The sequence below is a fragment of the Cetobacterium somerae ATCC BAA-474 genome (assembly GCF_000479045.1).
In the GTDB taxonomy this organism is placed as follows: Bacteria; Fusobacteriota; Fusobacteriia; order Fusobacteriales; family Fusobacteriaceae; genus Cetobacterium_A; species Cetobacterium_A somerae.
Genome location: NZ_KI518179.1, coordinates 1 through 13,701, shown reverse-complemented (window position 1 = coordinate 13,701; position 13,701 = coordinate 1). Strand labels below are relative to the sequence as shown.

Here is a 13,701-nt window from a genome sequence, read left to right as displayed (position 1 = left end):
CTATTTTCTCTATTCGGTTGTTAATGTCCTTTGATTTTCATCGTGGCGGTTGTTCCCGCTACAAGAAGTATAATACCACAATATTTATATTCTGTCAACACTTTTTTTATTTTTTTATTTAAATTTTTTCTTTATTTAAAATGAATTTATTTTTTCCATCTCTTTTTAAAATTTCATCTTCAACAAATTCACTAATAACTCTAGATAAAGATGGTCTACTTACTCCAAATAATTCAGCTAATTCTTTAATAGAATGTTTAAATATAACTTTATTGCTTTGAGTATTTTCCAGTATATAGTCTAACATTTTTTCTTTTATTGTTTTATTATTAAAATTTTTCCATACTTTGTTCGATAAAAATTGTGTTTTATCTGAAATTTCATTAAGAAAATTTATTAAAAATTTTTCATTGATATTAAATCCTTTTAGTAAATTTTTCTTATCTATATGTAATAACTCCCCCTCTTCTAAAACAATTAAATCAACAGGTAAATTATTATCTTTTCCGAATATAAACGCCGAACCTATAATATCTCCATTTGATAGATTTTCAATTTTTTGTACATCTCCGTTATCTTTTAACATTTCAGCACTTAAAAGTCCCTTAATAACTATAAATAATCCATCTACTTTTTCATCCCTAAAAAATATTATATCATTTTTTTTAAACTGCTTTATTTCACACTTTATTTTTTGAAATAATTTATCTAATTCTCTTTCATCTATTTCTTTAAATAATTTAAATTTAACTAATTTTTTCAAATCAACCATAGTTTTCCCCCTTTGCAATTATCTGTAAAATACTTTTAGTATTATAATACCATTGTTTATTAGAAAAAATAATACTATAATTATAATATGAGGTGATTTTATGAAAAAATTTGGTTTATTAGGAAAAAATATTTCTTACACATTCTCACCAATCTTACATGATAAGATTTTTGAATTATATGATATAAATGCACAATATGAAATCTATGATTTAAAAAATGAAAATGAAATTAAAGAATTTTTAGAAGTTTTAAAACAGAAAGATATTTTAGGAATTAATGTCACAACCCCATATAAAACATCTATTTTAAAATTTGTAGATATTTTATCTCCAGAAGTTCAATCTATTGGAGCTGCTAATTGTATAAAGTTTGAAAATGAAAAACTTATTGCCTACAATACTGATTACTTTGGACTTATAAAAACATTTGAAAAAATGGGGCTAATCTTAAAAAATAAAAAAGTAGTTATTTTAGGTACTGGTGGAGCATCAAAAGCTTGTATTAAGGCACTTTCAGATTCAGGTGCTATTATCTATGTTGTTTCTAGAAATATTATTAATGCAGAAGATGAATTAAAAAATGTATTTTTACTTTCATATGATGATTTAGAAAAAACTTCTGGTTATTTACTTATAAATGCCACTCCTGTTGGTACTACTCCTAATATTAATGTCTCACCAGTTAAGAAAAATATCATCCAAAATTTTGATTTTGTTTTAGATCTAATATATAATCCTAAAGAGACTTTATTTTTAAAATATGCTAAAGATTTAGGAAAACCTTTTGAAAATGGTTTATATATGCTAATCTCTCAAGGGATAAAATCTCAAGAGATTTGGAATGAAAGAGAATTTAATTACGAAAAAATATATAATGAACTCATTAATAGAATTTATAAATAACATTGGAGGCTTTTTAAATATGAAAAAAATTATTATCACTTGTCCAAAGTGTAAAGAAAAAATGAAAATAATGGATAAAATTGCAAAATATAGATGTCCAAATTGCAAAGAAATCTATAAATTTACTTGGTGCAAAAGAATAATTCAAAAATTTGTTGGTTTTTTTCAAGGAATTGTTCAAACTTTTATTGATATAAAAAATAATTTTATAACAAAATATAAAAATACAAAAGCTACCTATAATTATATGAAGCAAATGAAAACTAACATGAAAAATAATCCAAATTGGTCAAATTATCATAGAGAACAAGCAGAAGAGAAAAGAATGAAAAATGCTCAAAAACCTAGTTTTTGGGATAAATTTAAAAAATAAAATTTTAAGAAAAAAAGGAGAGTTCTTCATACTCTCCTTTTTTCTTGAATTTATTTTACTACAATATTTACAATTTTACCTGGAACAACTATTATTTTTATAACAGTTTGCCCTTCAATAAATTTCTTAACATTTTCTATTTCTAATGCCTTCTTTTCTAACTCATCTTTAGAAACAGTTCTCTCTACTTCTAAAGTTCCTCTTAATTTTCCATTAACTTGAACAGCTATTGATATCTCATCTGCTACAGTTAATTCTTCTTTATGAGTTGGCCATGATTCTAAGAATAACATACCTTTATTTCCCATCTCTTGCCATAACTCATCACAGAAATGAGGCGTAAATGGCGATAACATAATAACAACATTTACCATCGCTTCTCTAAATATCTTTTTAGATTCTGATGTTTCTTTATCTGTTCCTAAAACTTGAGTTCTAAAATCTTGCATCTCATTTAATAACTCCATAGTTGCTGCTATCGATGTATTAAAGTGGTAGTCAGCTTCGATAGATTCAGTTACCTTTTTAATTGTTTGATGTAATTTTCTAACTAATCCTTTATCTTCTTTACTTAATTTTACATAATCAATTGTTGTTGAATCTGTTAAATATTCTTTATTTTCAAGAACTAATCTCCAAATTTTATTTAAAAATCTTGCTGCTCCTGCTAATCCATTTTCATTCCACTCTAACTCTCTCTCAGGTGGGGCAGCAAACATAATAAATAATCTTGTTGTATCCGCTCCATACTTATTTATCATAATTTCTGGATCTACACCGTTATTTTTAGATTTTGACATCTTTTCAACTTTAACTTGTACCTCTTCACCTGTTGCTTTTAAGAAAGCTTGAGATCCTTTCATTTCAACTTCATCAGGATATAAGAATCTATTTTCATTTGCTGAGTAATATGATGGCCCTAATACCATACCTTGAGTTAATAATCTCTTAAAAGGCTCATTTGATGATAATAATCCCATATCTCTTAAAACTTTTGAGAAGAATCTTGAATATAATAAGTGCATTACAGCATGCTCTATTCCACCAATATATTGGTCTACTGGAACCCATCCATCAACTATATCCTTTTCAAATGGTAAATTTGTATTTTTAGGATCACAATATCTTAAGAAATACCATGATGAGTCTACAAATGTATCCATTGTATCAGTATCTCTTCTTGCAGGTCCACCACAACAAGGACATACTGAATGCTTATAACTTTCTGATGTTTCTAAAGGATTTCCATTACCTGTGAATTCTACATCTGTTGGTAATAATACTGGCAGATTTTCATCTTTTTCCATAACTACTCCACATTTTTCACAATATAAAGCTGGAATTGGTGTTCCCCAATATCTTTGTCTTGAAACTCCCCAATCTTTTAATCTATACTTTGTTGTTCTTTCTCCAAATCCTTTTGCTTCTACATATTCTGCTATTTTAACTAAAGCTTCTTTTGAAGATATTCCGTTGAACTCTTCAGAATTTGTCATTACTCCAGATCCAACAAAAGCATTTTTCATCTCTGAAGCTTCTATCATAATCTCTTTTTTTGTTTCTTTATCTATTGGATTAATTACAACTTTTATTGGCAAATCATATTTTTTAGCAAAAGCAAAGTCTCTTTCATCATGAGCTGGTACAGCCATAACAGCTCCAGTTCCATAATTCATTAATACATAGTCAGCTATCCATAACTCAACTTTTTCTCCATTTACAGGATTTATTACATGCCAACCTGTATTTATACCATTTTTTTCTTTTCCTTCAGCTGTTCTTTCAATCATATCAGTATTCTTCATCGCAGATACAGCTTCTCTTATACTTGGATTAATTTTTATAATTTCATCTACTAATGGGTGCTCTGGAGCAATTACAGCATAAGTAACTCCAAATAATGTGTCAACCCTTGTTGTAAATACTGGTAAATTTTCATCTTTTTCAACCAACTTGAAGTTTACTTCTGTTCCAAAAGATTTTCCAATCCAGTTTTTTTGCATTGTTAAAACTTTTTCTGGCCATCCATTAACTAACTCTTTGTGTCCTTCTAATAACTCCTCTGCATAATCTGTTATTTTAAAGAACCATTGCTCTAAATCTTTTTGGATAACAGGAGTTTTAGAGTGTCTCCAGCACATTCCATCTTCAACTTGCTCGTTTGCTAAAACTGTTTGACAATCTGGGCACCAGTTTACAGTTGATTTTTTCTTATAAACTAATCCCATTTCAAACATTTTTTTAAATATCCATTGATTCCACTTATAATACTCAGGAGTATAAGTAGCTATCTCTCTATCCCAGTCATATGATAATCCCATCATTTTTAACTGTCTATTCATATTATCTATGTTTGATTTTGTCCATAACGCTGGGTGCGCACCATTTTGAATTGCAGCATTTTCTGCAGGTAATCCAAAAGAATCCCATCCCATTGGATGTAGTACATTATACCCTTTCATTCTTTTATATCTTGCTATAACATCTCCTATTGTATAGTTTCTAGCATGACCAACATGTAGTTTTCCAGATGGATATGGTAACATCTCTAAAACATAGTAATTTTCTTTTCCTTCAACTTTATTTTCAGTTTTAAATATATTTTCTTCTTTCCATTTTTGTTGCCATTTTTCTTCAATTTGGCTAAAATTATATTCTCTCATCTCTTCACCCCATTAGCTTTAATTTTATCTCATAATATAGCATAAAAAAACCTGTACTTCCACAGGTTTATTTAATATAAATTTTTTGCTATCTCAGAAAGTATTATTCCTCCAGCTACAGAAACATTTAATGAGTTAATTTTTCCATGCATTGGTATCTTAACTAAAATATCACAATTCTCTTTTACTTTCTTTCTTATACCTTCACCTTCACTACCTAGTACAAGAGCTGTCTTATTTGGATATTTTTCTTCATGATAATACTTGCTTCCAGATCCTTCAGCACCGTAAACCCAGAAATCTAACTTTTTTAACTTCTCTATTGCGTCAGATATATTTGTAACTTTTACTATATCAACATGTTCTATGGCTCCAGTTGAAGTTTTAATAACAGTTTCATTTATTTTAACTGAATTTCTTTCTGGAATTATAATTCCTTTTACTCCAAATATTTCAGCACTTCTAATTATTGCTCCAAAATTTCTTGGATCTTGAACTCCGTCTAAAATTAAAACTATTGATTTTTCATCTCTAGCTATCTTTTCTAAAAATTCTCCTAACTCAATATAGTAGTCATAATCACTTAAATATGCCACTACCCCTTGAGAGTTCTCCTCTTTTTTTCCAACTTGAAATAATTTTATATTTCTAGCTGAAGCCAAAGCCTTTAATTTACCTAGCTTTTCTTCTCTCATCCCTTTAAATATTTCAATTTTTTCAATGTTGTTAGACTTATTTTGTAATAACTCTATTACAGGATTTATTCCTATTACTTTTTCCATTTTCTCACCCTTTTATATTTCTACTTTTATTCTTTCTATATCTGCACCTAACGCTTTTAACTTTACTTCTAGGTTTTCATATCCTCTATCTACATGATAGATTCTATTTACTATAGTTTCTCCATCTGCAAGTAGTCCAGCTAATATTAAAGAAGCTCCTGCTCTTAAATCACTAGCCATAACCTCTGCTGATGAAAACACTTCTATTCCGTCAATCCTTGCTATATTAGCATCTGTTGATATATTCGCTCCCATTCTATTTAATTCAGGAACGTGCATAAATCTATTTTCAAATATTGTTTCCTTTATCTCACTTGTTCCTTTTACTAAACACATTAAAGTCATCATTGGAGATTGTAAATCTGTTGGAAATCCTGGATGTGGCATTGTTGTAGCTTTAACTGCTTTTAAATCTTTTAATTTAGTTTTTGTTGTTAAAACATCTCCATCAATATCAAACTCTGCTCCCATCTCTTCAAGCTTTGATATAAAACTCTCTATATGATCTCTTATAACTCCTTTAACAGTTATAGCTCCATCAAACATAAGTGATGCAACTATAAAAGTTCCAGCTACTATTCTATCTGGAATAATTGAATATTCACAAGGTGTTAACTTCTCTACTCCTTCAATTTCTAATCTTCCAGTTCCAATACCCTCTATCTTTGCTCCCATTTTATTTAAAAAATTACATAAATCATCTATTTCAGGTTCTCTTGCTGCATTTTCAATAACTGTTTTCCCCTTTGCTTTTACAGCTGCCATAATAACATTTTCTGTTGCTCCAACACTAGGAAAATCAAATACAACTTTTCCACCTATAAGTTCTTTTGCTTCTCCTTCAACATATCCGTGATCTATTTTAATCTCAACACCCAATGCTTCAAATCCTTTTAAATGTAAATCAACTGGTCTTGAACCTATTGCACACCCTCCAGGTAATGATACTTTTGCTTTTTTCTCATGAGCTAACATCGGTCCCATAACTAAAAAAGAAGCTCTCATTTTTTTTACTAAATCATATGATGCAACAAGTGATTTTAGTCCATTATTAACTACTTTATATGAATGTTCTCCCATTTTTTCAATTTCAAGTCCTAAGCTTTCTAAAAGTTGAACAAGAGTAACTATATCTCTTAAATTTGGAACATTATTTAAAATATAAGTTCCTTTTTCAATTAATGTTGCTACAAATATTGGTAAAGCAGCATTTTTTGCTCCTTCTACTTTTAATTCTCCACTTATTTTCTTTCCACCTATTATTTTAAATGCCTCTACGCTCATGTTATCTCTCCTTTTTGTCAAATCTGTCTATTGGGCAAACCTTTCCAAATAATCTATCAAAAAAATTCATTTCTTGAAACTTATCCAATCGTTCTGGCAGTTTTGCTTTTAATTCTTTATAATGCTTTGGACAAATTTTATGCCCTTCACCATATATAAAAGCTTCACTTAATCCAGCATCAGTATATATTTTAGTTGCACTCTCTAGTACAACATCTTTATTTTCATTATCTAATGGTTCTTGAGAAACAACAACTAATCCAATATTTCCTCTAAAAGTAATATCATCTACAAGTGTATATCTTAGACCTATCTTTTCAGCTTCATCTATATATGGTTTAATTGAATCAAAAGGAATATCTCTTCTAATTTTTAGTAAAACAGCTCTTGTATCTTTCATCGCTTCTTTTATTTCATTATGAATTAAATTTCTTTCAATCTCTTGTTTTTCCAGAGCTGCTAAAACATTTTCTTTAAATTCCCCTAAATAAATTAGCTTTTCTGTTTGAGTTTTTAAGAAGTGTAACTTTGCTTTTTCTCTTTCGTTTATTATATCATCTACCAACTAAAATCACCTTCTATAAAAAATTTATTTTTATTAATAATTATAGCATATAAAATCAAAAAAGTGATATAATTAAATATAACATTAATACAACGGAGGTTCTATGAGATTTAGACTTTTTCTGTGTTTTATCTTTGTAATTTCACTTAATATTTTAGCACAAAATAAAACTATTACTATTTCTGGATTTGTTACTGATAAAGAGTTTAGATTAGGAGATGCCACTGTATGCTTTTTTAATAGTTCTAACCAAGTTAAATGTATAAAAAGTGATATTAATGGAGAATTCTCTATAGAGTTACCTGAAAATAAATATAGAATTACTGTAAAAAAAGATGGGTATACATCATTAGTTGGAGATAATTTTTTTGTTGATTATATTTTTAACCCTCCGCAAAGTTTAGTTTTAAATATGACTGATAATAAAATATCAATTTACGGCAAAGTTATAAATAATTTTGGAGAACCGATTAATGATGCTCAAGTTAAAGTTAAAATTGGAGAAAATCTCTTAGATATAAATACAAATACAAATGGTGTTTTCTTTTTTCAAGGTCATGTTGGATTAATATCAATTTTTGCTCAAAAACCTGGTTTTTATGGAAATGGTGTTTCTATGTTAATTCAGAATGAGAAATTTATTAATGATATTTCAATTGTTCTCGAAGCTAAAACATTCTATATATCTGGTGCTTTAGTTCAGGGAAATAATTATCTAAAAGAAGTTGAATTAGAGTTAATAAATGGTAGTAACAATAAAATTATAGCTACATTAAAAACTTCTAAAGATGGACTTTTCGAATTTAGAGATATTTTAAACTATGAAAATGCATATTTTAGAGTTCCTAGTCTAGGATACCAAAGTGCTCCTTTTACCATCAATAAAGACTTAAGACAATTTAATATATTTGTAAATTAAAAAGAAGCTCAAAAATGAGCTTCTTTATTTTTATTACTTTTTTAATCTCTTATTTAATTCTTCAGCTTGCTTTTCAAACCCTTTTTTTCCTAATAAAGCAAACATATTAGCTTTATATGCTTCTACTCCAGGTTGATCAAATGGATTTACTCCAAGTAAATATCCACTTACTCCACAAGCTTTTTCAAAGAAATAGAACATATATCCTAAATGATATGGTGTTGCTTCTGGTAAGTTTACTATTAAATTAGGTACTCCTCCATCTACGTGAGCTAAAACTGTACCTTGAGCTGCTTTTTTATTTACAAAATCCATTCCTTTTCCTGCTAAATAGTTTAATCCATCTAAATCTAATTTATCAGCTTCTATTATCATATCGCATTCAGGTGTTTCTATATTTACTAATGTCTCTATTAAAATTCTTTTACCATCTTGTATAAATTGTCCCATAGAGTGTAAATCTGTTGAAAAATCTGCTGCTGCAGGTAATAATCCTTTTCCATCTTTACCTTCTGACTCTCCAAATAATTGTTTCCACCATTCACCAATATAATGTAATCTTGGTTCATAGTTTATCAACATCTCTACATCTTTACCTTTTCTATTTAAGATATTTCTTATTGTTGCATATTTTAAACAATCATTATTCTCATAAGGAGCTTTATAATCCTCTTGAGCATCTCTTGCTCCAGCCATTAACTCGTCTATATTAATTCCTGCTGCTGCAATTGGTAATAATCCAACTGCTGTTAAAACAGAAAATCTTCCTCCTACATTATCAGGTACAACAAATGTTTCGTACCCTTCATCTGTTGCTAACTTTTTAAGTGCACCTTTGCTTGCATCTGTTGTTGCATATATTCTTTTTCTTGCACCTTCAACACCATACTTTTCCTCTAAATGCTTTTTAAATACTCTAAAAGCAATAGCAGGTTCTGTTGTTGTTCCTGATTTTGAAATAACATTAACAGAATAATCTCTATCTCCAATTATTTCTAATAAATCATTTATATATTTTCCTGAAATATTTTGTCCTGCAAAATAGATCTCAGGTCCTTTTCTTTTTGATTTCGGTTGATTATTATAAAAAGTATGCGATAAAAATTCAATAGCTGCTCTAGCCCCTAAATAAGAACCTCCAATACCTATAACTATTAAAACTTCTGAATCATTTTTTATTTTTTCTGCTGCATCTTTTATTCTATTAAACTCTACTTTGTCATAATTAGTTGGCAAATCAATCCAACCTAAAAAATCATTTCCTGCTCCTACTCCATTCATTAAAGTTTCTGTAGCAAGTTTACATTGAGCTTCCATTAACGATAATTCATTTTCCTTAAAAAATCCTAGTGCATTTGAATAATCAAATGATAACTTTTTCATAATATATAACCTCCATATTAATTAGATACCTACATTTTTTTCTAAAACTTCTATTCTCTTTCGTAATTCATTTACTTGTTTTTGAGTTTCATCATTTTTTTGTCGAATCACTTCAATATCAACTCTCATATTTTCTATTTTTCCATTAAATAAATCTGTATCAAAACCAATTTTTGTTAGCTCTCTAGAAAATTCATAAACTAAACTTTCTAAAATAACTAAATCACCTCTATTAGCTTTTTTTTCATTCAATGTATTGAAAGCTCTATTTAATCCTTCTGCAAAACTATACCTTGAAACAGGAAACTCTCCTTTAAACAAAAAACTTTCTTCTGATATAACTCCCTCATTTACAAGATTTTGAATCGCTTTGTATGCCCAATGATTTTTAGGAACATCTTCGAATATAAGTTCTTTTCCTTGTCCATATGCTAATGCTATCAGTGTAAAGTATATCACAATTATTTTCTTCATACACTACCTCTTTATGGTTAATTTTTTTTCAATTATAGCACAAAGAATAAAAAAAAACAGCCCTAAAGCTGTTTGAATTCTTATTTTGGAGGCGACGACCAGATTTGAACTGGTGAATAGAGATTTTGCAGACCTCTGCCTTACCACTTGGCGACGTCGCCTTCTATAAAATTGAATGGTGCCCAGAGGCGGAATCGAACCACCGACACGGGGATTTTCAGTCCCCTGCTCTACCGACTGAGCTATCTGGGCAATAATGGCGGGAGTGACGAGGGTCGAACTCGCGACCTCATGCGTGACAGGCATGCGCTCTAACCAACTGAGCTACACCCCCATTATATGGTGGAAACAACTGGACTTGAACCAGTGACCCCCTGCTTGTAAGGCAGGTGCTCTCCCAACTGAGCTATGCTTCCTTGAAGACAACACTAGTATAGCACAATCCATTCACTAACGCAACTATTTTTTTATATTTTTTATTTTTTTTGTAAAAGAACAACACAATAAGATTTTATTCCTTCCTCATTGCCTGTAAATCCTAGTTTCTCTTCTGTAGTAGCTTTTATACTAATATTTGAAATTTCAGTTTCTAGTACTTTAGAAACTCTGTTTCTCATCTCATCTAAATAAGGTTTTAATTTAGGTTGTTGAGCAACAATTATACAATCTAAATTTATAATTCCGTATCCTCTTTCTTTAATTAAGCTAAATACTCTTTCTAAAAGAATCATACTGTCTATATCTTTATATTCATTTGATGTATCTGGAAAATGCTGACCTATATCTCCTAAAGCTAAAGCTCCTAAAAGAGCATCCATTATAGCGTGAATTAACACATCACCATCTGAATGACCTAAAACACCTTTTAGGTGGGGTATCTCTACTCCACCTAAAATTAATTTTCTTCCTTCTACTAATCTGTGAACATCATAACCATTTCCAATTCTCAACATAAATACTACCTACTTCCACTCATTATAAATTCTATTGTAAAAATCTAAAATCTCTTCAGTTGTAACTGTTGATGTTCCCATTTTTCCTACCACTACACCTGCTGCAGTATTTGCTATCTTAGCAGCTTCGTGTAATGTTACACCTGCTGCACTAGCTAGCGTAAATACAGATATAACTGTATCTCCTGCACCTGTTACATCAAATACCTCTTTTGCATATGTTGGAATATTTATTACCTCATTATTTTGAAATAAACTCATTCCCTCTTCACTTCTTGTTAAAAGAAGATTATCTAATTCTAATTTTTCTTTTAACTCTTTTCCAACCTCAATTATATTATCGAAACTTTTTTTACCTAAACACTCAATAGCTTCCTTTCTATTTGGTGTCATTGATGTAGCTCCAATATAATTTAAAGCATTTTTAGGTTTTGGGTCAACAGTTACTATTATCCCTCTTTCTTTACATAATGATATTATCTTTTTTACAACTTTTGGTGTTAAAACTCCTTTGTCATAATCAGATAAAATTATTGCGTCTAAACCATCAATTTGTTTCTCTATTTGCTTTAATAAAGTTTCCTCTAGATTTTCAGTAATTGGTCTTGCATCTTCCCAATCTAATCTTAAAAGTTGTTGATTTCCACCTATTATTCTTCTTTTTACAATAGTTGGTCTATCATCACTTCTTACAATTCCCATTGTTTCTATTGATTTTTTTTCTAACTCTTTTATTAATCTATCTCCATCAAAATCTTCTCCAACGACTCCAAAACAAACTGCTTTAGCTCCTAATGTTGATAGATTATTAACTACGTTTGCTGCTCCACCTAATACAAATCTTTCCTCTTTTATTGAAACTACTGGTACTGGTGCTTCTGGAGAAATTCTTTCAACTGATCCAATTAAATAATCATCTAACATCATATCTCCAACTACTGCTACTTTTAAATTTTGAAAACTTTTAAGTATCTCTTCTAATCTACTTTTTTCCATTTTAAATCTCCTCTATTACTTCAGCTTTTAATTTTATGTATAAATCTGTATGTTCTAATCTACTTGATTTACTCTTAAATAAAATTCCTACAGCTGGAATTTCACTTAAAATAGGAACCTTACTATTAATTTTTTGATCTATTTTTCTTTTTAAACCACCTATTAAAATTACATCATTATTTTTTAATCTAACTTTTGTTTGAAGATTTCTAGATATTTTAGAACCTCCATCTGCATTAAATGTTCCAGAATTAATATCGCTAGGTTTTAAAGATTTTTTTAGTTTAAAATCACTCGCTTCTAAATTTAAATCTAAATAAACACTATTATCTTCTTTTATGTACGGTAAAACTTTCAATATAATTCCAGCTTCTTTAAATATAGGGGTATATGTAACAGTATCATTATTCGTGTTTTCCTCTTTATCTTGACCAACAATAACTTCTTCTGTCATTTTTAAAACTCCAGATTCACCATTTAATAATATTATCGATGGTAACGCATTTATTGTTAAATCTTGAGTTGTTTCTAATAAAGTCAAAGTTAGGTCTAAAACATCTTTTCCACTGTTAAATTTACTTATAAAATTTATAGAACTTCCCATTATTTCACCTAAACCATCTACTGTCCCAGATATAAGTGTTTCTAAATATATACCGCTACTTTTATCAGATAATTTTCCTTGAGTATCATATGCCCAATTAAAACCAAGCTCTTCAAAAAGATTTTCTTTTACATCAATTATCTCTGCAGTAACTCTAACTTGCTTTTTTCTTTTATCTAATTTCTTTATTAAACTTTTTGCAGTATAAACTATATCACCTTTTCCAAAAAGTACTATAGAATTATTTCCAGAACTGATTGAAACTTTTAATTTATCTTCAAAAGTTTCTTTTATTATTTTTTCAATCTCTTCATGATTTAAATTTTCCAATGAAATATTTTCTATTATATCATCTTTTTTGTTTTTTTGTTCCCTTTCTTGAGGGATATTTTTAGGGAAATTTAAATTTTTTCTCTCTACATAAAAATCAAATTTATTAACTCCATCCTTTATTTCTAAAAAATCGCCATTATAAGTATAATCATCAGATAAAATAGAGATGAAATAAGTTCCTTTTACAATACTATCTATTAAATATTCTCCATAGGTTCCTGAATAAGCTTCAATAGTTTCTCTTTTTTTTAAAATTATTTTTACTCCTTTTAACTCTTTATTTGTATTTTTATCAAATACCTTTCCAACAAGCATATCTTTATCTTCTGATTTTCTTCCACGAAATATTAATGTTTTTCCATTTTTTATTTTAGTTAGTCCATATGTTACTTCCATTACACCTAAAATTTCATCTATAGATGTCCCCTTTTTAAAATATCCATCAACTATTATATCTTTTACATAGCTATCTCCAATCATTGTATATTTAGAATATTTTGAAAGATGAGCAAATAAATCTACAATAGGAACATCCTTTAAATCTAACTCCTTTGGATATGTTTCCATTGAGAAATTAGTAAAATATATGAAAATAAATAATATAAAAATTTTATATTTCATTTAAATTGACCTCCTTTTTTTACCAATTTCTCTTGTTTTATTTTTTTTAAAAGTCCCATCATTATAATAATCATA

Annotated in this window: 13 protein-coding genes and 4 tRNA genes; 3 read left to right on the top strand and 14 right to left on the bottom strand. The window is 28.6% G+C overall.

From position 1 onward, the window contains the following. Positions 1-118: 118 nt before the first annotated feature. Complete coding sequence (locus HMPREF0202_RS09145; protein ID WP_023050521.1) at positions 119-772, bottom strand: Crp/Fnr family transcriptional regulator; 654 nt, start codon at positions 770-772, stop codon at positions 119-121. A 100-nt stretch (positions 773-872) separates the two neighbouring features. Between HMPREF0202_RS09145 and aroE the strand changes: the two genes are divergently transcribed. Both aroE and HMPREF0202_RS09135 read left to right on the top strand, forming a co-directional pair. Next, on the top strand, positions 873-1,676 hold the full coding sequence (gene aroE / locus HMPREF0202_RS09140; protein WP_023050520.1) for a shikimate dehydrogenase: 804 nt from the start codon (positions 873-875) through the stop codon (positions 1,674-1,676). Between the two features lie 19 nt (positions 1,677-1,695). Next, positions 1,696-2,049: a hypothetical protein gene (locus tag HMPREF0202_RS09135; protein WP_040407081.1), complete on the top strand. Its 354-nt coding sequence runs from the start codon at positions 1,696-1,698 to the stop codon at positions 2,047-2,049. 50 nt (positions 2,050-2,099) lie between these two features. Here HMPREF0202_RS09135 and leuS read toward each other — a convergent pair whose 3' ends face one another. The 4 genes from leuS to HMPREF0202_RS09115 all read right to left on the bottom strand — a co-directional run bounded on the left by leuS (position 2,100) and on the right by HMPREF0202_RS09115 (position 7,343). Continuing rightward, a complete protein-coding gene (leuS, locus tag HMPREF0202_RS09130; protein WP_023050518.1) occupies positions 2,100-4,712 on the bottom strand; it encodes a leucine--tRNA ligase in 2,613 nt (870 codons plus the stop codon). A 71-nt stretch (positions 4,713-4,783) separates the two neighbouring features. Beyond that, positions 4,784-5,494, bottom strand: coding sequence for a 23S rRNA (guanosine(2251)-2'-O)-methyltransferase RlmB (gene rlmB / locus HMPREF0202_RS09125; RefSeq protein WP_023050517.1), 711 nt, complete (start codon positions 5,492-5,494; stop codon positions 4,784-4,786). Between the two features lie 12 nt (positions 5,495-5,506). Further along, the gene (gene murA / locus HMPREF0202_RS09120) at positions 5,507-6,778 is read right to left on the bottom strand and encodes a UDP-N-acetylglucosamine 1-carboxyvinyltransferase (protein ID WP_023050516.1); all 1,272 of its coding nucleotides are present in this window, start codon (positions 6,776-6,778) and stop codon (positions 5,507-5,509) included. Between the two features lies 1 nt (position 6,779). After that, a complete protein-coding gene (locus HMPREF0202_RS09115) occupies positions 6,780-7,343 on the bottom strand; it encodes a DUF1694 domain-containing protein (protein WP_023050515.1) in 564 nt (187 codons plus the stop codon). Positions 7,344-7,446: 103 nt separating this feature from the next. On the opposite strand from HMPREF0202_RS09115, the gene HMPREF0202_RS09110 reads away from it, so the two are divergent. After that, positions 7,447-8,262, top strand: a complete 816-nt coding sequence (locus HMPREF0202_RS09110) for a carboxypeptidase-like regulatory domain-containing protein (RefSeq protein ID WP_023050514.1) — start codon at positions 7,447-7,449, stop codon at positions 8,260-8,262. Positions 8,263-8,295: 33 nt separating this feature from the next. Here the strand turns inward: HMPREF0202_RS09110 and HMPREF0202_RS09105 are convergent, their stop codons facing one another. The 9 genes from HMPREF0202_RS09105 to HMPREF0202_RS14785 all read right to left on the bottom strand — a co-directional run bounded on the left by HMPREF0202_RS09105 (position 8,296) and on the right by HMPREF0202_RS14785 (position 13,626). Continuing rightward, positions 8,296-9,645 (bottom strand): glucose-6-phosphate isomerase, encoded by a 1,350-nt coding sequence (locus tag HMPREF0202_RS09105; RefSeq protein WP_023050513.1) that lies wholly within the window; start codon positions 9,643-9,645, stop codon positions 8,296-8,298. A 21-nt stretch (positions 9,646-9,666) separates the two neighbouring features. Then, on the bottom strand, positions 9,667-10,119 hold the full coding sequence (locus HMPREF0202_RS09100; RefSeq protein WP_023050512.1) for a coiled-coil domain-containing protein: 453 nt from the start codon (positions 10,117-10,119) through the stop codon (positions 9,667-9,669). 86 nt (positions 10,120-10,205) lie between these two features. Next, positions 10,206-10,280: transfer RNA gene (locus tag HMPREF0202_RS09095), tRNA-Cys, on the bottom strand. Between the two features lie 15 nt (positions 10,281-10,295). After that, positions 10,296-10,371: transfer RNA gene (locus HMPREF0202_RS09090), tRNA-Phe, on the bottom strand. 5 nt (positions 10,372-10,376) lie between these two features. Next, positions 10,377-10,453 (bottom strand) — tRNA-Asp (locus tag HMPREF0202_RS09085). 6 nt (positions 10,454-10,459) lie between these two features. Next, a tRNA-Val gene (locus tag HMPREF0202_RS09080) sits at positions 10,460-10,535 on the bottom strand. 60 nt (positions 10,536-10,595) lie between these two features. Further along, complete coding sequence (gene ispF / locus HMPREF0202_RS09075) at positions 10,596-11,072, bottom strand: 2-C-methyl-D-erythritol 2,4-cyclodiphosphate synthase (RefSeq protein ID WP_023050511.1); 477 nt, start codon at positions 11,070-11,072, stop codon at positions 10,596-10,598. A 9-nt stretch (positions 11,073-11,081) separates the two neighbouring features. After that, entirely contained in the window at positions 11,082-12,068 is a 987-nt protein-coding gene (gene rfaE1, locus HMPREF0202_RS09070) for a D-glycero-beta-D-manno-heptose-7-phosphate kinase (RefSeq protein ID WP_023050510.1), read from the bottom strand. A 1-nt stretch (position 12,069) separates the two neighbouring features. Further along, complete coding sequence (locus HMPREF0202_RS14785; RefSeq protein ID WP_023050509.1) at positions 12,070-13,626, bottom strand: type II secretion system protein GspD; 1,557 nt, start codon at positions 13,624-13,626, stop codon at positions 12,070-12,072. Positions 13,627-13,701: the final 75 nt, after the last annotated feature.